Here is a 17,096-nt window from a genome sequence, read left to right on the forward strand (position 1 = left end):
TCAATCACCTTGCTCTGCTTTTTAATCATGCAGGTGGTGGTTATTTCCGTACATACAAATCGTTTCATGTTACAGCACCTCCTTTCAAAGTAATAAAAAAACACACTCATCCCTAGGAAAGGGACGAATGTGTTTTCGTGGTTCCACCCTTGTTCCAATCCAGACGTATTTCCTTCTAGATTGCTCAAGTTCAGATAACGGCTGATTCCGTCAATAATTACTAGATTACTCGTTCACTATTGAAGTTCAAAGGTGGTAAAACCATTTCTCGTGTTAGGAAGCTCACACCCTTGGCTTCCCTCTCTGTAAACCGTAAAAATGATTTCATGTCCTTATCGTTACTTTTTCGTTCATGTTTATTTGTTAATTCATTATACTCGTATAAACAACAAAATCAATACTATTTTTTAATTATTTTTAATTTTCAATCTTCATATCCATAAAAAAACACACTCATCCCTAGGAAAGGGACGAATGTGTTTTCGTGGTTCCACCCTTGTTCCAATCTAGACGTATTTCCTTCTAGATTGCTCAAGTTCAGATAACGGCTGATTCCGTCAATAATTACTAGATTACTCGTTCACTATTGAAGTTCAAAGGTGGTAAAATCATTTCTCGTGTTAGGAAGCTCACACCCTTGACTTCCCTCTCTGTAAACCGTAAAAATAATTTCGTGTCCTTATCGTTACTTTTTCGTTCATGTCTATTTGTTAACTTATTATAGTTATCAACTTTTCAAAAAGCAAGCCTATTTTTACTAACAATTTTCAAAATCATTTTTTATTGTATTTCAAAATAGTATTATGCAACTACCACTTGATTTACCTATTTAGTTATTTCTCCAGTTTGTAAATCAACGATTCTTATATGAATATCCCATTCTAAAATGTGTACATATTCACCTTACAAAACTATATCTATAAAGTTTTTTCAATACAATCTTTTCGTATAACTTTCTTCTAAAGAACGTGCAACATCTTCTTCAGAAGTATTTACTTTCGCATGCTCCAGCAACATTTTTGCTGCTGAAGGTAACTCTTTTTTATGTAACCAAGATTCTGGATCCCACATCTTAGATCGGATAAAAGCTTTTGCGCAATGAATATAACACTCTTCTATTTCAACGACAATTCCAAGTAACGGATTGCGTCCATTCGCCTGCATTTCTTGCAATATCTCTTCGTCGTTTGTAATATACGCTCGGCCGTTTATTCGGAGCGTCTCCCCAAGTCCAGGAATAAAAAATAGTAACCCTACGTATGGATTTGAAATAATGTTCAAAATGGAATCTATACGACGGTTACCTGGTCTTTCTGGAATGATAATTTTATTATTATTTAATACGTATACAAATCCAGGTGCGTCTCCTCTCGGTGAAGCATCACACTCTCCTAATTTATTTGCAGTAGATAATACTAGAAAAGGAGATTTAGACAGGAAATCTACGCAATGGTGGTCTAATGATGAAATAACTTTCTTTAATGCTCGCTCACTTGGTTGCCCCAATATTTTCCGTAATTCTTCCTCTGTTGAAATAATCGATTTTATTTCCGTACGCTCTATCCCCACTATTAACCGCTCCTTTTTTCTTTATTTTCCCAAAATTCAATACAAATATTGTATAATAAAATTTGCAGAAAGGGGAATTAAAATGACAGAGTGGTTAACAATATTTGATCCTGAAAGAAATACACTTGGGAAGAAATTGCGTGATGAAGTGCATCGTGACGGTGATTGGCACGAAACATTTCATTGTTGGTTTGTAGAAAAAGATGATGAAGATATGTTCTTATATTTCCAATTACGCTCTAAAAATAAAAAAGAAGCTCCGGGTATATGGGATATTACATCTGCCGGACATATTATGCATGATGAAGATGTACAAATTGGCGGTCTTCGTGAAATTGAAGAAGAGCTAGGGCTCTCCTTTCAAACCACTGACTTAACGTACAAAGGAATATTTAAAATAGATTATGAAATTTCAAACCTTACTGATCGTGAGTTTTGTCATATGTATTTCCACAATGTCATCAATCCACTTCCATTCGCACCGGGTGAAGAAGTAGACGATGTGATGAAAGTACATGCAAATTCTTTTCTACAACTATTAAAAGGAGAGATTTCATCTTTAACGACTATTTCTGTTTTAAGCAATAAACCGATAACGATAACATTTGAAGATATTTATCCATATGATCTTGCATACTATGAATTTGTTATAGAGCAAGGAAAAGACTTACTAGAAAATAATAGTTTATAAAGAATAGGCCTCCCATTTTAAAGTACTTGGGGGCCTATTCTTTATAGTCGATGATTGACAATACCCGGCTGATTTAAATTCCAGTTTATTTTCTCTCTTTCGATGTTTGGAACATATTTGGCAGCGTTACAAAGCGTGCCCCTTTCGTTTTTAACTGAGGAATGATTTTGTCTAGTGCCTCTACAGATCCGTGCAAATGCCCACCTGGTGTTGAATGCTGAAGTATAACACTACCCGGGAATGAATTACCTAACACATTATTTGTAATCGTATCAGCGCTTACGCCTTTCCAATCAACTGTATCAACACTCCACTGTACAATCATAAAGTTTTGCTCTGTCGCCCACTTCAATTGATTTTCAAGTATTTCACCGTACGGCGGACGAATAAACTTCGGTGCATAACCAGCTAAACGATTTAATATTTCTTCTGTTTTTATAATTTGATTACGGTACTCAGCATCATTTACTTTCGCTAAATTCGGATGGCTATACGTATGATTGCCAATTACATGCCCTTCATTCGCAATACGTTTTACTACATTCGGATACTTCTCTGCGTTTTCACCAAGCAAGAAAAAAGTTGCTTTTACATTATGTTGTTTTAACTTATCTAAAATTTTCGGCGTAAATTCTAAATCTGGTCCATCATCAAATGTAAGAGCGACTTCCGCTTTATTGTATGGTCCGGAAAATGCGTACGCATATTTTTCGACCCACGAAAATGGCGTCCACGATCCACGCTCATATGCTTTCATTTGCACTTCATAGTTTTGAGGGATATATGCGTATGGCAATGAGCTTATATAGTCTCCATAATAAAATGAGTGATATGGCATATAGGCGTATGAAACATCTCGTTCTAATCCCCATTGATATGGGGCAAACATTTCTGACGAATAAAAATAATACATAATAAAAACCTCCCTAAAATTTCATATGTGATTCCTCTGCACTTTGTTAGGGAAATTCCTATTCATGAACAAAAATAAGACTGTCCATAATTAGGACAGTCTTATTGCTTTATATTATTAATAAATCGATGTACTATCTTTCGGCAAAGCTTTCACATGTTTTAAATAGCTCGTCACTCTGTCATCATCACCTTGCGGGTATTGATATCCATATGTGTTAGCAATTTCATTCGCTACTTCCCTAAATAATTTCCCCATGACAAAGAATGACTCCCATATGTATTCATATTCTGCATTCGAATAGGTACGTTTAAATTGCTCCCACATATCTTTTTCAATATATTGCTCGAAATGCTTCCCAAACTTTCCTGCATTACCTGTAAAGTCTGTTTTCATACCAATATGCCATTCTAGCATTACGGTGAACATATCTCGCATCGGACCATCGAGCATCCCTTTCGCATAAGAAAGTTCTTCTCTCCATAGTCCTTTCCCTACATTCGTACTACACCACCAAAATTCATTACAGCAATCTAAAAACTCTTTTGCTGTAGGCTTTGTTATTAAGTAATCTTTATCGCTTGCTGGTGGAAATTCATCCATACAATTATCTTTATCCAGAAGCAATTCACTTAAACTATCTTGTCCAACGAACTTATTTATCAAATCAAATGGAACGAGCGTTAAATCAATTCGATTTCCATCCATAAACTGCATTAAATACGGAAATTTCCCGTCTTCGTCCGCTGGAATTAATGACATTTCTTCTGGCATTTGTACAATCATTATTTCTCCAAATCTATGAATCCAATTATGATTAGACGTAAAAGATTGTATATCATGTACAACATACATAATATCATAGTCTTGAAAACAATCTCTTTTCACATTTGGATTTACACGTGATCCATTCATAATGACAGCTCGAATTCTTTCATCCTCTTTTGCTGTATTTATAATTAAGTCTAACATTTCTTTTTCAGTTCTCATCTATTCCTTACCTCCAATTTTTATATAAACTTATATTTCCAAGTATGTTGGAGGTCCACGAGATAGCTGCGTTGTACAAGATACATGTTATAATTTTTGAAATTTCTTTTTCATCCCATTTACCTCCTCACATCACTCTTTTACGACTGCCATTACAAAGCCATCGTATCCTTTACTTCCGACAGTTTGAAGCGCAGTAGCACTTACACGTGGCTCTGCAGCTATTAATTCATAGAAGCGACGTATCCCTTGTACGCGAGGATCGTTACTCGTATTGTCAATAACTTCTCCTTCACGTACTACGTTATCACCAATAATTATAGTACCAGGGCGTGATAGTTTCAGTGCCCATTCAAAATAAGCAGGGTTATTTTGTTTATCAGCGTCTATGAAAATAAAATCAAATGGTTCATACTTCTCATTTTCTATTTGCTGTAAAGAATCTAAAGCTAATCCTGTTCTTACTTCAATTTTATCATTCAAATTGGCACGCTCAATATTGTTACGTGCAATTTCTGCATGTTTTTCATTTGCTTCCAATGTAACAACTCGTCCTCCAGATGGCAAGCCCCTTGCAAGCCATATCGTGCTATATCCGCCTAGAGTACCAATTTCCAAAATGTTTCGAGCTCTTTGAATTTGTACTAATAGTTGCAAAAACTTCCCTTGCGTTGGCGATACATCGTGTGCTGGCAAATTAGCTGCAGCGCTTACTTGAAGAACTTCTTCTAATGTAGAATCTTTCGGTATTAATACATCACTCACATATTGATCAACAGCCGTCCATTTCTCAATTGTACTCATGTAAATACCATCCCTTTCAATACTTTTCTACTACTCACATTTGATTATACCGAAAATTCTGTCTCCTAAACAAAAATAAAGAAGGGACATCTACTCCATTACAGAATAAATATCCCTTCTTTTGTTTATACATTTATCCCCTACGGATTAGTAGACCAAAGTCCTGCTGATTTAATAAATGTACGTTTATTTAATTTCAGCTGCGCTACGATAAATTCTGCAATATCTTCTGCTTGCATTACTTTATCTGGGTTTCCGTCAGTTAATCCTAAATCTACAGCCATATCAGTTGCTACTGTACTTGGAGTTAGAGCTGTTACACGAATGTTATGTTTGCGAACTTCCATCGCTAATGATTCTGTTAAGCCAAGAACACCAAATTTAGAAGCACTATATGCACTTGTTACAGGTGCACCTTTTTGTCCTGCTGTAGATGAAATGTTAATGATATCACCAGATTGTTGTTCAATCATGCTTGGTAAAGCTGCACGAGTTGCATAGTATACACCCATTAAGTTTACTTGAATGATTTTTTCCCAATCAGCAACGTCTAATTCTAAAAACTTACCGAACTTAGAAATACCAGCATTATTAATTAAAATATCGATAGATCCTAAACCGTTTTTTAATGTCTCAATCGCAGTCGTCACTTCTTCGTATGAAGAAACATCAGCAGTCGCAATAACAGCTTTTACGCCTTCTGCTTCTACTTCTTTCGCTACAGCTTTTAAGTTTTCTTCTGAACGAGCTAAAAGACCTACATTTACGCCCTCTTTCGCTAACGCGATCGCTACAGCGCGACCAATTCCTCTACCTGCTCCTGTAATTAAAGCATTTTTACCTTGTAATAATTCTGCCAAGTATAACACTCCTTAATCATCTCAGTTATGTATTATATTAAAATTGTATCTGTGTTTATGTAAAAAGGCAATGATGCACTTTCATGTGCGTAGGTTACTTGTAGGTAACTATAGTAAATTACTATTAATTCATTACAATTTATCATTATTAATGCAAAATAAAGACACCCTCTTCATAAGAGAGTGTCTTCGTATAAAAAATATATTGCTTATCAATACACTACTTTTCTTCATATTTAGGAATACAAACAATAAATTCTGTCCCCTTCCCCTCTTCACTCTCGACTTTTATTTCTCCTTGATGAAGGTCGAGTACTTTTTTTACGATAGCCAAACCTAAGCCACTTCCTCCATACGCACGATTTCGTGAAGAATCTGCTTTATAAAAACGTTCAAAAATATGTTGTTTCTGTTTTTCAGATATACCAATTCCCGAATCGCGAATACGTACTTCAACTAATTTCTCATGTTCTTGTAACTGGATTATAATAGTGCCGCCACTTGGAGTAAATTTTATACTATTATGAATTAAATTAATCCAAACTTGACTCATACTTTCTTGGTCAGCAGTAATGAGTACTTTCCCTAAATTAAGTTCTAGCTCAATTTCTTTTTCAGCCCAGAGTGGTTCACTATTTAATACAATTTGCTTTAACTGTTGATCTAATCGATAAGTCACTCTTTCTGGTGTATACTCTTCTGACTCTAAAAGAGTTAGTTTCAGTAAATTTTGACTTAGTTTAGATAATCTCGTCGTTTCCGTTTCAATAATGGTAAGATAATGCTTTCTTTTTTCCTCGGAAAGGTTATCGTCTTGTAGCGCTCTAGCGAATCCTTTTATAGAAGTTAATGGTGACTGGATTTCATGTGAAACATTCGATACAAATTCCTGACGCATTTTCTCCATCGTATTCAGTTCATCTGTCATATCATTTATACTTTTTACGAGTACACCAATTTCTCCATCATACTTTTCTTCATTGCGTATTTTTACGGAGAAGTCTCCTTTTGCAATTTTTTGTATCGGTTCAATAATCGTCCAAATCATTGCCTGTCGTTTTGGTCTCATTAATATCCCAATCAATGTCCAGATAAGAACAATAAATACAAAGCCGACCATATCACTAATTAAAAAAGTAACAAACGGCGATACGTTTACTTCCAGAGCATTCAATATACTAGTTGCTACATAAAATGCGATAGACCAAATTATAGTGAGAAAAGAAAAAAGCGCTAATACCGCTCCAATTACTTTCAACATCTTCAGCCTACTCATTTGTTTTCTTTTCCTCATTTACTTACCTCTAATCGATATCCTAAACCTCTTATCGTTTTAATACTGAACTTCGACTTCTCTTCTTGAAACTTCTCACGTAGCCGATTAATATGAACGTCTAGTGTACGTTCATTCCCTTCAAAATCATATCCCCATACATCTTCAATTAATTGCTCTCTCGAACACGTTCTTCCTGCTTTAGAACCTAATGTAAAGAGCAACTCGAATTCCTTTAACGGCAGTGTGACCGTTTTCTCTTCCAGTTTCACTTCAAATGTTTTACGATTTAACAGTACATTTCCAACTTGAATCGATTGCGACACTGTAATTTGGTAACGTTTCAATAACGCCTTAACTCTCACTACTAGTTCTATCGGATCAAATGGTTTTACAAGATAATCATCCGTGCCAAGGTGAAATCCTTTTACTTTTTGGGACGTCTCCCCTTTCGCAGTTAGCATCAAAATCGGAATATCATAGTACTTCCTTAATTCAAAACATACATCAAATCCATCCATATTCGGCATCATGATATCAAGAATAACCATATCAACTTTTACTTCATCTATTTTCTGAAGTGCATCTAGACCATCAATTGCCTCATATGTTTGAAAACCTTCTCGTTCTAAAAATACAGAAACAAGTTCTCTAATATGCGGATCGTCGTCCACTATTAATATTTTAGGTATCAAAAGAACCATCTCCTTTCTACTCCGCATCTATTTTATTACTGTTAAAAACAAATAATCAGTGAAGCAAATTCCCCACTGATTATTCATTTTATAATGCCGCCTCTTTAATTTTCAATTGTTGCGTTGCAAATTCACGATACATATCATGTGAGTGTAATAATTCATCATGTGTACCGCTTCCTGTAAGATTCCCTTTTTCTATAAAGATAATTTTATCTGCATCTACAACAGTAGAAAGTCTATGTGCAATAACTAACGTTGTTCTGCCTTTCATTAAGTTATTTAATGCCTTTTGAACGACAGACTCAGACTTACTATCTAGACTGGAAGTTGCTTCATCTAACATAAGAATTTGTGGATTTCGAAGTAATGCTCGGGCAATAGCAATTCGCTGTCTTTGTCCTCCAGAAAGCTTCACACCACGTTCTCCCACTTCTGTTGCGTATCCGTTTGGCAAATCATGAATAAATGCATCAACATATGCCATCGCTGCTACTTTTTCAATTTCTGCATCTGTCACTTCGCCCTCAACACCGTAACAAATGTTATCACGGATTGTTCCATCGATTAACGGACTATCTTGTGAAACATAACCAATTTGACGTCGCCATGATTGTAGTGCATAACTCGTAATTGATTCTTTCCCTAATTTAATGGCACCACTAGTCGGCTCATAAAAACGTTCTAATAATGAGAATAACGTCGTTTTCCCGCTACCACTTGGTCCTACGATTGCTGTTACTTTTCCTGATTCAATTGTGAAATCAATATTCTTTAAAACTTGCTCTTCTTCGTTATACTCAAAATGTACATTTTCAAGAACGATTGGCTGCTTAGCATTTGTAACCTTCACACCAGTTTCATGATCTTCTACTTCATATTCTAAAATTGTATTAATTCTTTCCGTTGCACCAATTGCCTTTTGGAATTGTGTAAAGAACATAGATAATTGACTCATCGGCATTATAATTTGAACTAAATATAAAATAAACGCTACTAGTTCTCCTGTTGTTAATGCACCGCTAGAAACTCGCATTCCACCATATCCTACGATAATAACAAGCAATGCCATTAAAACAAATGACATAACTGGTGAAATTAATGCTTGCACTTTTCCCTCTTTCAAACCAAATTGTAATAGCTTTTCAATACCTTTATTTCCAGTTTCATATTCCTTTTTTTCTGTGTTCGAAGACTTCACTAAACGAATTTCTGATAACACCTGTGTTAATACACTAGTAAAAGAAGCCGTTTCATCTTGAAGTGCTTTTGAAATCTTATACATTTTCCGTCCAAGTGGAACTAAAATTAATACTGATAATGGAATAACTGTTAAAAGTAAAAGTGTCATTTTCCAATCTAAAACAAATAATACAATTAATGATCCAACAATTGAAATACCGCCTGTTAATAAGTTTGACAAATGCTCAGAAATTAATGTTTTCACAACTCCTGTATCATTTGTCATACGACTAATGGTATCACCTGTTCTATTTTGATCATAATAAGTTACCGGTAATATAAGCACCTTTTTCCACAAACGTTCTCTCAGTCCAGCTACGATCTTCTGTCCTATATAATTTAGTAAATATATAGACAATCCTGCAGCTATAGTTTGCATAATAAAGAATGCAACTAGCCCAACAATTTGTCCTGTACTTATTGACGAAAGTGAAAAATTATCTACTAACCCTTTCGTTAACATCGGTATAAATAAACTCGCTCCCGTAGAAAGCAAACTCATTAATAACGCAAAAGCAAGAATCCCTTTCGGAGGATTTGTATCTTGAATAAGGCGTAAAAACTGCCTCCAGCTCCCTTTTTTCTTCATCTCATTTCTAACTTCCATTCCTGTTCATCTCCTCGTGTTAAACCAAACTGTTCTTTCTAAAAATAGAATACAATACAAATGTAAACTGAATGTAAACACACTTTTTCTCTTTTTACAAAATATACATACAAACGCATCTTTACAACAAGTATAAACATCTGATATTATTACCAGGTACTTAATATTATTCTATGCGAATTATAGATAACCAATTTACAATACTATATAAATCTCCCGTTATTGAAAGGAGTATCCTTTTTGCAAACAAATATACATTCCGAAAAGGAAACAATCATTTTTATTCATGGCTTAGTCGGCAATCGTCGTGCCTTCAAAAAAGAGCATAAACGATTTTCAGCCACCTATAACATTATAACTTACGACTTATTAGGTCATGGCGATGATAAAGGTGCAGATATCGAATTTTCATTACAGCGCCTCGTAGATCAATTATTGAATTTATATGAAAAAGAAGGCATTCAAAAAGCTCATATTTGCGCTCTAAGTTACGGCTGTTATATCTCTACAATTTTTGCACAAATGCATCCGGAAAAAGTACTGAGCATTTGTCACATTGGTGGACATTATAATAATCCATCCCTTTTATATAACGTATTTCAAAAGTTTTGGGAGAAGCGAGGAGACGAGTACTCTAAATGGCTCTCTCAATACGCAAATACCATTTTTCCAAGTGGCATACTAAAGGCAAATCCGTTCGCAGTCATTTCACGAAATATTTATTACCGTTTCGGATTGCAATTACATTCATCAATTATTGTCCAATCATTACGGCATCGTTTAGAATTCGATTTAAAATCTAAATTAAAATCACTTCCCCACCCTATTCTATGGGTAATGGGTGAACATGATCATCTCTATAAATCTTGTCTTTTTGATTTGAAATCCATTCTTCCTAACGTTTTATACAAAGAAATACCGCTTGCAGGACATGCAGCAAACTTATTTCGTCCGAACTATTTCCATGACCTATACGCTCGATTTTTAAATGGGAAGTTACAGTAAAAACTACTACATTCTCAATTTATTCAACTATAAAAAGGCTTCCCAAGTTTCCCTGGAAAGCCTTTTCTCTATACGAAAAGTATATAAACTACTTTTTCTTAGTATGCTTTTGTGTAACCTAACATGTGCTTGCTCCAGTAAGAGTTACTTACAGAACTAATACGTACACCAGTTGCATCTGTTTCTGCACTAATGAACTGACCGTTTCCTAAGTAAACGCCCATGTGAGAAGGACCTGATTTATAAGTATTTTGGAAGTATACTAAATCACCTGGTTGTGGATTGCTAGTTTTTGTTTTAGAGCTCCAGTATCCAGCAACTGTTTGACGAGCGCCTTTATGACCAGTTTGATTTAATACGTAGTGAATGAATCCACTGCAGTCAAAACCAGCAGGTGTTGTACCAGCAGTTCTGTATGGTGAACCATTTAAAGATCTAGCGAATCCAGCGATTGAAGATGTATCTCCACCTGTTGTTGGTTTTTGTACGTCTTTACCTGGTTGTTGAACGTTATTTGTAACGTTATTGTTATTGTTATTGTTATTTGTAACGTTGTTTACTCCGCCTTTTACAAACTTAACGAAGTCTGCACTTACGTAACCTGTACGGCCGTTATGGTTAATTTTGTACCAACCATTTTCAGCGCCAGTAACGTTTAATACTTTACCTTGTGTTACGCCACCGATTACAGCGTTGTATGTAGCTGGGCCTGTACGTACTTTTAAAGCACCAGTGTTAACAACATAAGAACCACCAGTTTGAACTGTAGTAGTATTGTTGTTTGTAGTTGGTTGTTTTGTTTCGTTAGATACAGCAGAACCACCTTTTGTTACGAAGTCTTTGCTTACGTATCCAGTTCCACCATTGAAGTTGATTTTAAACCAATCTTGTACTTCTCCAACAACTTGTACTGTTTTACCTTTATTTACAGAGCCTAATACTGTATGAGATGTACTTGGGCCTGTACGTACGTTTAGTGAAGAAACGTTTACTGTGTAAGTACCAGTTCCTTGTTGAACAGTAGTTCCTGTTTTACCACCAGTCGTTACGAAGTCACCACTTACATAACCAGTTTGACCGTTTACAGTTACTTTGAACCAACCGTTTTCTTGTCCAATTACTTGTAGTACTTGACCTGATTTCACTTTAGAAATCACGTTATGTCCTGTACCAGCACCTGAACGAACATTTAATACATCAGCAGTTACTGTGTATTTTAAATCAGATTTTGTTTCTACAGTTTTTGTTTCAGTTACAGTCGTTTGATTTTGAGTTTGATTTTGTCCATTGATTTCTTTTAGCGCCTCGTTTGAAACTTGTGCCTGAGCAGAATCCATACCTGGAACTGCAACACCCACTACTGAAGCTGCTGCTAAACCTGCAATTACTTTTTTCATAAGTTGTCTTTACTTCCTTTCCCTACTATCCTCTTAAAAAAACTTATAAACTTAATACATTACAATATTATCAAAGTAAAATATTCATTAAGTTCCATTTTTTAACAAGAGTTTTATTTTTCACACAGAGTTCATTTTAAACGAATGAAGTGAATTCCGTGTGAACTTCATGTGAACTTTACCATTAAACTTACTGTTTTTGCAATGCTTTTTTCAAATTCTATATGTATTTCATTGAAAATTCGACATTTCATTCATTATCTTAATATATATTTTCCTATCCACTCCGAAAAACTCTATTAATCTAATACAATGCAAAGAATGTATTCCTAGTAAAGTTCTTTCCATGAAGCATACTCTTATCATGACAAAAAATACTTTTTTTATCAATAGTATAATATTTTCAGAAAGCTATTTTTGATACTGTTTATCGCTTTTAAAAGATTTGACGATTTGTAAGATTTAACTTCAAAAATTCTGTTCTAATTTGACGAAAATGTACATTTTACTCCCTATTTTCCGCTGTACATGGAATTTTCAGGATATTTATATTATCATATATAGAGTGGCGTCTTAATCCATACATGTATTATCCATCCTACCCGGAAACCAATCGAACTTTTACGGGTAGGTATTCTCCACGTAGCATTGAATTTTGATATGGAAGTCTTATTATTAAAAAAGGAGGTATATTTATGAAAAACATAATAGATGATCCTACAAATAAAAATATAGAACTGTACTATGCTTTTTTTCAATTCGTTTCAATTATTACGTTACAAAAAATATCAACTATTGAAACACGTAAAAACGAATTAAAAAATCAGATGAAAAATTCCTATCAAAAAAATCCTTACTACTTATAAAAAGGTGAACAGATTATATTTCTGTTCACCTTTTATCCCACATTAACGGGCAGCAAGACCCCCACCTCAAAATTCAGCGAAAGCAAAAAAGATAAGTGGGGGATCAACTGCCCGTAAAAGCCCGATTGGTGAAGGCTGATAATCAGTGGTGGATGAACAACTCCCCCACTGATTAAAGTTTCACTTTATCGTTCCTACATTATTTATAAATTTTCACACGGTTTTCTAAAGGTTGGTATTCTTTTTCACCTGCAGTTACCACCGGTTTACCAAACGGCATTTGCGCAGTAAGTTTCCAGTTCCCTGGAACTTCCCATTCTTTTCTCACTGCTTCATCAATTAATGGATTGTAATGCTGCAATGTAGCACCAAATCCTTCAATTTCTAAAGCTGTCCAAATTGCAAATTGTAACATTCCTGAGGATTGCTGAGACCAAACGGGAAAATTCTCTTTATATAAGGCAAAGTTTTCTTGCAGTTCTTCCACTACTTGACTATCTTCGAAGTATAGAACCGTTCCATAACCACTTTTAAATGCATTCATTTTTTCTTCAGTAGATGCAAAATTATTTTCAGGTACAATTTTTCGTAACGTTTCTTTCGTAATATCCCATAACTTATCATGTTGTTCTCCAAGCAAGACGACAACGCGAGCGCTCTGAGAGTTAAAAGCTGAAGGTGTATGTTTTACAGCATGATAAATCACTTCTTGAATTTTCTCATCAGAAACTACTTGCTCTTTACTAATCGCGTAAATAGATCTTCTGTCTTCAATTGCTGAGTAAAAATCTTTTGCCATCATAATTCCCTCCAATTTTCATTTGAGGCTTTTTCATATGTACACATCATATTCTGCCTCTTAAAACTTATCATTAATAAGCTTCTAACTTTATACTATCAACAAACAATAATAAACTCAAATAATAACACTCACATTTTTTACCTTTTTATTTCCTAATTCTAAAAATAAAAAGGCAATTTATTGTTACCTATAATAAGTAACAACAAATTGCCTTTCTTATATAATGATCTAACTCAATATTTTACTTAATTAACTAAGCCAAATGCATATGACATTAGCTTATTCGTCTCTGTAAAACGCTTCGTTTTTCCTTTTGTTCCCATTACAACTGTAATAATACGAGTATCACCTTGTTTTGCTGTACCCGTAAAACAATACCCCGCGCTATCTGTAAATCCTGTTTTTAATCCGTCTATTCCTTCTATATATAAAGCTTTATTATTTTTGTTTAACATATCATTTGTACTTGTAACATTAATATTATTAAATGCTAACTGACTTTGACGTAAATGAGTCACTTCTAATATTTCTGGATAATCTTTTATAAGATGATACGCCAAGTTTGCTACATCAGCAGCTGTCATCTTCGTCTCACTTCCATCAGGTTCTTGTAGTCCTGACGCATTTGCAAATTTAGCATACTCCGACATTTTTAACTGCTTTGCTTTTTCATTCATAAGCTGAACGAAATCTTTCTCTGTTTTTGCCATATGTTCTGCTAAAGCTACAGCCGAATTATTTGCTGATTCAATCATTAATGCATGGTACAAATCTTTAACAGTTAATGTGTCATTCACTTGGACTGGGATTCTCGCACCCTCTGTTTGTGCCGCTTTCGCACTCATTTTTACCGGATCTTCCCAGCGAACTTTCCCATTATGTACATTTTCTAATAGTAGGTACGCTGTCATCATCTTAGACATACTTGCTGGCGCAAAAGCTTCATTTTCATTATGTTGATAAATAATATCTCCATTACTCGCATCGATAATCATAGCTGCTTTTGCATCAACTTCCGGTGGTATGTACTTTGGTGGCACTACTTTTTCAGTTAATCCTGTTTTAGGTAATTCCGCCACCTGTAAAGGTTGTCCTTCTACATTTGTTGCACTCTTTTGAGTTCCTTGGAATAAGAACCAACATATCCCTAAAATAATGACTACTAGGATCGTCAGCCTTCCCCATTTTAACCGCTTCATTTCAAAACTCCTTTAGCAAACCTTTTATACACTCACGTTTAACCATAACAATAATTACTTTATATCGTCAAGGCAAAAAGCATATTTATTCATCTCATACATTTATGTTACAATTAAAATACCGAAATATAAGAATATTCAATGTTAAATTATCGTAATTTAACTATTTAATAGAAAGGATTCTTACGATGCTACTTCCAAAAACATTAAAATACGGTGACACAATTGGCATTTATTCGCCCTCTTCACCAGCAACCTATACTTCTCCAAAAAGATTTGAACGAGCGAAATCCTACTTACAACAGAAAGGATTTCACATATTAGAAGGTTCACTAACAGGTCGATATGATTATTATCGTTCTGGCAGTATACAAGAGCGTGCCGAGGAACTCAATGCTTTAATAAGAAATCCTAATGTATCTTGTATTATGTCAACAATTGGCGGCATGAATTCTAATTCCTTATTACCTTATATTGATTATGATGCTTTTCAAAATAACCCTAAAATAATGATTGGCTATTCAGATGCAACAGCTTTATTGCTAGGGATTTATGCCAAAACAGGAATCCCTACATTTTATGGTCCGGCACTTGTCCCCTCCTTTGGAGAATTTGAGCCTTTTGTAGATTATACATACAACTATTTTGCAGAAACATTACTACATGATCAAGTACTTCCTTACAACATAAAACAGCCTTTATTTTGGTCAGATGAATTTATTAATTGGGAAATGAAGACGGAAGAAAAAGAACGTAGACATAATAATTGGATTTCTGTAACAAATGGACAAGCTACTGGACGTATTATTGGTGGGAACTTAAATACAATAGAAGGCATTTGGGGTAGCCCTTATATGCCAAGCATTCAAGAAGGCGATATTTTATTTATTGAGGATAGCTCAAAAAATGCAGCTACTATTGAAAGAAGCTTTTCATTCCTTAAAATTAACGGTGTATTTGATAAAGTTTCAGGTATACTTCTTGGAAAACATGAGCAATTTGATGATTGTGGTACACATCGCAAACCGTACGAAATATTATTAGAAGTACTGCAAAACCAAAGCATTCCTTTACTTGCTGACTTTGATTGTTGTCATACCCATCCGATGATCACTATGCCGATAGGTCTTCAAGTGAACATGGATGCAACCAATAAAACTATACATATTTTAGAAAAATGGAAGATATAAAGGACGCCTATATTATAGGAAGAAAATATTATAAACTTTTCCATTAGAAAACATAAAAAAGGATCCGTTCATCACGGATCCTTTTTTATTATTGTCCTAAATTTTGAACCTTGTCTTTCAATTCACGAACTTGATCTATCGTCTGCATAAGCTCAGAGTTTTTAAATTGCTCTACATCCACTTTGCCTTCTTCTATCTTTGTCATCGCCGTATCAATTAATGTATTTAACTTTTCGTTATATCCGACGATTTGCTGATGAAGATCCTTCGCTACATCCGGTGGCGTTAATTCATTGAATGCGGGTATATCTTGTTTAATTTCATTAAGCTTCGTTTCTAATTCTTTTCGAGCTTCGCTATCATTAACGGCCTTTTCAGCTAATGCTGGCGCATCACTTGCAAATGCACTTATTTCATTTACATAGTCTGTCGCTTTTTGAGCATAATCTATGGAGTTCTTTCCTTGCTCTACTAGTGAACATCCCATTAAACCAATTGAAACTATACATACTAATAAAATTGATTTGATTTTCATTTTAGACTCCCTTCGTCATTATCCTTGTCTGCAATCTTCTTTATCATAACTTCTAGCTAAATCACCTACAACCTTTTTCAAATAGCTATTTAACCGCTCACATGCCCTATTATGGTTACAACATCTATTTCTATATGTACACTAATAATATCTTCAATTATATCCATATATCCTTGTCCTATAGCTGCTCCATAGTGTAATGTAAGCCCCTTCTTTTCATACACTGACTTTGGCACTGAAAAAATAAATCTCCTCAAGTTTCTTTCATCAGCAGGCTCCATAATTAAAACAATTCCATCCTCTTCAAACATATACACTCGCCCTCCAACTTTACATTCACTATGGCTCAGTATTGCCTTTGTCAGCTAAATTTAAAACCAAAAAATAAGTTGCATATCGCTCCATAATTAAAATAAGAAGCATTAATTCTTTTTTTAAGGTTTAATGCTTCTTCAAAA

17 protein-coding genes and 2 other annotated features are annotated in these 17,096 nt (G+C 34.6%); of the genes, 4 read left to right on the forward strand and 13 right to left on the reverse strand.

Going from position 1 to position 17,096, the window contains the following annotated elements; translation table 11 throughout:
- Nucleotides 1-116 precede the first annotated feature (116 nt).
- Nucleotides 117-348: a binding site (T-box leader), on the reverse strand.
- A gap of 115 nt (nucleotides 349-463) precedes the next feature.
- Nucleotides 464-695 (reverse strand) — a binding site (T-box leader).
- A 235-nt stretch (nucleotides 696-930) separates the two neighbouring features.
- Nucleotides 931-1,569 (reverse strand): pyridoxamine 5'-phosphate oxidase family protein, encoded by a 639-nt coding sequence (locus tag FOT98_RS07010; RefSeq protein ID WP_063261822.1) that lies wholly within the window; start codon nucleotides 1,567-1,569, stop codon nucleotides 931-933.
- 82 nt (nucleotides 1,570-1,651) lie between these two features.
- Here FOT98_RS07010 and FOT98_RS07015 point away from each other — a divergent pair, with 82 nt between their 5' ends.
- A complete protein-coding gene (locus FOT98_RS07015; protein ID WP_063261821.1) occupies nucleotides 1,652-2,260 on the forward strand; it encodes an NUDIX hydrolase in 609 nt (202 codons plus the stop codon).
- A gap of 85 nt (nucleotides 2,261-2,345) precedes the next feature.
- Here FOT98_RS07015 and FOT98_RS07020 read toward each other — a convergent pair whose 3' ends face one another.
- The 7 genes from FOT98_RS07020 to FOT98_RS07050 form a co-directional block, all read right to left on the reverse strand.
- Nucleotides 2,346-3,173, reverse strand: coding sequence for a peptidoglycan-N-acetylglucosamine deacetylase (locus FOT98_RS07020; RefSeq protein WP_063261820.1), 828 nt, complete (start codon nucleotides 3,171-3,173; stop codon nucleotides 2,346-2,348).
- Nucleotides 3,174-3,290: 117 nt separating this feature from the next.
- Nucleotides 3,291-4,163, reverse strand: a complete 873-nt coding sequence (locus tag FOT98_RS07025) for an aminoglycoside 6-adenylyltransferase (protein WP_063261819.1) — start codon at nucleotides 4,161-4,163, stop codon at nucleotides 3,291-3,293.
- Between the two features lie 132 nt (nucleotides 4,164-4,295).
- Nucleotides 4,296-4,967: an O-methyltransferase gene (locus FOT98_RS07030; RefSeq protein ID WP_063261818.1), complete on the reverse strand. Its 672-nt coding sequence runs from the start codon at nucleotides 4,965-4,967 to the stop codon at nucleotides 4,296-4,298.
- Nucleotides 4,968-5,107: 140 nt separating this feature from the next.
- The gene (locus FOT98_RS07035) at nucleotides 5,108-5,827 is read right to left on the reverse strand and encodes a 3-ketoacyl-ACP reductase (RefSeq protein ID WP_000818985.1); all 720 of its coding nucleotides are present in this window, start codon (nucleotides 5,825-5,827) and stop codon (nucleotides 5,108-5,110) included.
- A gap of 220 nt (nucleotides 5,828-6,047) precedes the next feature.
- On the reverse strand, nucleotides 6,048-7,121 hold the full coding sequence (hitS, locus tag FOT98_RS07040) for an envelope stress sensor histidine kinase HitS (protein WP_063261817.1): 1,074 nt from the start codon (nucleotides 7,119-7,121) through the stop codon (nucleotides 6,048-6,050).
- Nucleotides 7,118-7,795 carry an envelope stress response regulator transcription factor HitR gene (hitR, locus tag FOT98_RS07045; protein ID WP_063261816.1) on the reverse strand — a complete coding sequence of 226 codons (678 nt, stop codon included), beginning with the start codon at nucleotides 7,793-7,795 and terminating at the stop codon, nucleotides 7,118-7,120. Before hitR ends, hitS begins: the two co-directional genes overlap by 4 nt.
- Nucleotides 7,796-7,883: 88 nt before the next feature.
- On the reverse strand, nucleotides 7,884-9,644 hold the full coding sequence (locus FOT98_RS07050; protein ID WP_063261815.1) for an ABC transporter ATP-binding protein: 1,761 nt from the start codon (nucleotides 9,642-9,644) through the stop codon (nucleotides 7,884-7,886).
- Nucleotides 9,645-9,884: 240 nt separating this feature from the next.
- Between FOT98_RS07050 and FOT98_RS07055 the strand changes: the two genes are divergently transcribed.
- Nucleotides 9,885-10,649 (forward strand): alpha/beta fold hydrolase, encoded by a 765-nt coding sequence (locus FOT98_RS07055; protein WP_063261814.1) that lies wholly within the window; start codon nucleotides 9,885-9,887, stop codon nucleotides 10,647-10,649.
- A 98-nt stretch (nucleotides 10,650-10,747) separates the two neighbouring features.
- On the opposite strand, the gene entFM is transcribed toward FOT98_RS07055, so the two are convergent.
- On the reverse strand, nucleotides 10,748-12,046 hold the full coding sequence (gene entFM / locus FOT98_RS07060; RefSeq protein WP_063261813.1) for an enterotoxin EntFM: 1,299 nt from the start codon (nucleotides 12,044-12,046) through the stop codon (nucleotides 10,748-10,750).
- A 695-nt stretch (nucleotides 12,047-12,741) separates the two neighbouring features.
- On the opposite strand from entFM, the gene FOT98_RS07065 reads away from it, so the two are divergent.
- On the forward strand, nucleotides 12,742-12,912 hold the full coding sequence (locus tag FOT98_RS07065; RefSeq protein WP_061676863.1) for a hypothetical protein: 171 nt from the start codon (nucleotides 12,742-12,744) through the stop codon (nucleotides 12,910-12,912).
- Nucleotides 12,913-13,111: 199 nt separating this feature from the next.
- On the opposite strand, the gene FOT98_RS07070 is transcribed toward FOT98_RS07065, so the two are convergent.
- Nucleotides 13,112-13,714 (reverse strand): nitroreductase family protein, encoded by a 603-nt coding sequence (locus FOT98_RS07070; RefSeq protein ID WP_186292095.1) that lies wholly within the window; start codon nucleotides 13,712-13,714, stop codon nucleotides 13,112-13,114.
- A 245-nt stretch (nucleotides 13,715-13,959) separates the two neighbouring features.
- Nucleotides 13,960-14,913 carry a D-alanyl-D-alanine carboxypeptidase family protein gene (locus FOT98_RS07075; protein ID WP_063261812.1) on the reverse strand — a complete coding sequence of 318 codons (954 nt, stop codon included), beginning with the start codon at nucleotides 14,911-14,913 and terminating at the stop codon, nucleotides 13,960-13,962.
- Nucleotides 14,914-15,101: 188 nt separating this feature from the next.
- Between FOT98_RS07075 and FOT98_RS07080 the strand changes: the two genes are divergently transcribed.
- On the forward strand, nucleotides 15,102-16,103 hold the full coding sequence (locus FOT98_RS07080; RefSeq protein WP_063261811.1) for a S66 family peptidase: 1,002 nt from the start codon (nucleotides 15,102-15,104) through the stop codon (nucleotides 16,101-16,103).
- Between the two features lie 88 nt (nucleotides 16,104-16,191).
- Here FOT98_RS07080 and FOT98_RS07085 read toward each other — a convergent pair whose 3' ends face one another.
- Both FOT98_RS07085 and FOT98_RS07090 read right to left on the reverse strand, forming a co-directional pair.
- On the reverse strand, nucleotides 16,192-16,638 hold the full coding sequence (locus tag FOT98_RS07085; protein WP_061676859.1) for a DUF6376 family protein: 447 nt from the start codon (nucleotides 16,636-16,638) through the stop codon (nucleotides 16,192-16,194).
- Nucleotides 16,639-16,727: 89 nt separating this feature from the next.
- The gene (locus tag FOT98_RS07090; protein WP_000461288.1) at nucleotides 16,728-16,949 is read right to left on the reverse strand and encodes a hypothetical protein; all 222 of its coding nucleotides are present in this window, start codon (nucleotides 16,947-16,949) and stop codon (nucleotides 16,728-16,730) included.
- Nucleotides 16,950-17,096 lie beyond the last annotated feature (147 nt).

Origin of the sequence: Bacillus sp. HY001 (assembly GCF_007558965.1) — a bacterium.
Taxonomy (GTDB): domain Bacteria; phylum Bacillota; class Bacilli; order Bacillales; family Bacillaceae_G; genus Bacillus_A; species Bacillus_A mobilis.

Coding starts and splice junctions, on each gene's coding strand:
- FOT98_RS07015 (WP_063261821.1), top strand. CDS start 1,652: ATGACAGAGTGGTTAACAATATTTGATCCTGAAAGAAATACACTTGGG.
- FOT98_RS07020 (WP_063261820.1), bottom strand. CDS start 3,173: ATGTATTATTTTTATTCGTCAGAAATGTTTGCCCCATATCAATGGGGA.
- FOT98_RS07025 (WP_063261819.1), bottom strand. CDS start 4,163: ATGAGAACTGAAAAAGAAATGTTAGACTTAATTATAAATACAGCAAAA.
- FOT98_RS07030 (WP_063261818.1), bottom strand. CDS start 4,967: ATGAGTACAATTGAGAAATGGACGGCTGTTGATCAATATGTGAGTGAT.
- hitS (WP_063261817.1), bottom strand. CDS start 7,121: ATGAGGAAAAGAAAACAAATGAGTAGGCTGAAGATGTTGAAAGTAATT.
- FOT98_RS07050 (WP_063261815.1), bottom strand. CDS start 9,644: ATGGAAGTTAGAAATGAGATGAAGAAAAAAGGGAGCTGGAGGCAGTTT.
- entFM (WP_063261813.1), bottom strand. CDS start 12,046: ATGAAAAAAGTAATTGCAGGTTTAGCAGCAGCTTCAGTAGTGGGTGTT.
- FOT98_RS07065 (WP_061676863.1), top strand. CDS start 12,742: ATGAAAAACATAATAGATGATCCTACAAATAAAAATATAGAACTGTAC.
- FOT98_RS07070 (WP_186292095.1), bottom strand. CDS start 13,714: ATGATGGCAAAAGATTTTTACTCAGCAATTGAAGACAGAAGATCTATT.
- FOT98_RS07075 (WP_063261812.1), bottom strand. CDS start 14,913: ATGAAGCGGTTAAAATGGGGAAGGCTGACGATCCTAGTAGTCATTATT.
- FOT98_RS07080 (WP_063261811.1), top strand. CDS start 15,102: ATGCTACTTCCAAAAACATTAAAATACGGTGACACAATTGGCATTTAT.
- FOT98_RS07085 (WP_061676859.1), bottom strand. CDS start 16,638: ATGAAAATCAAATCAATTTTATTAGTATGTATAGTTTCAATTGGTTTA.
- FOT98_RS07090 (WP_000461288.1), bottom strand. CDS start 16,949: ATGTTTGAAGAGGATGGAATTGTTTTAATTATGGAGCCTGCTGATGAA.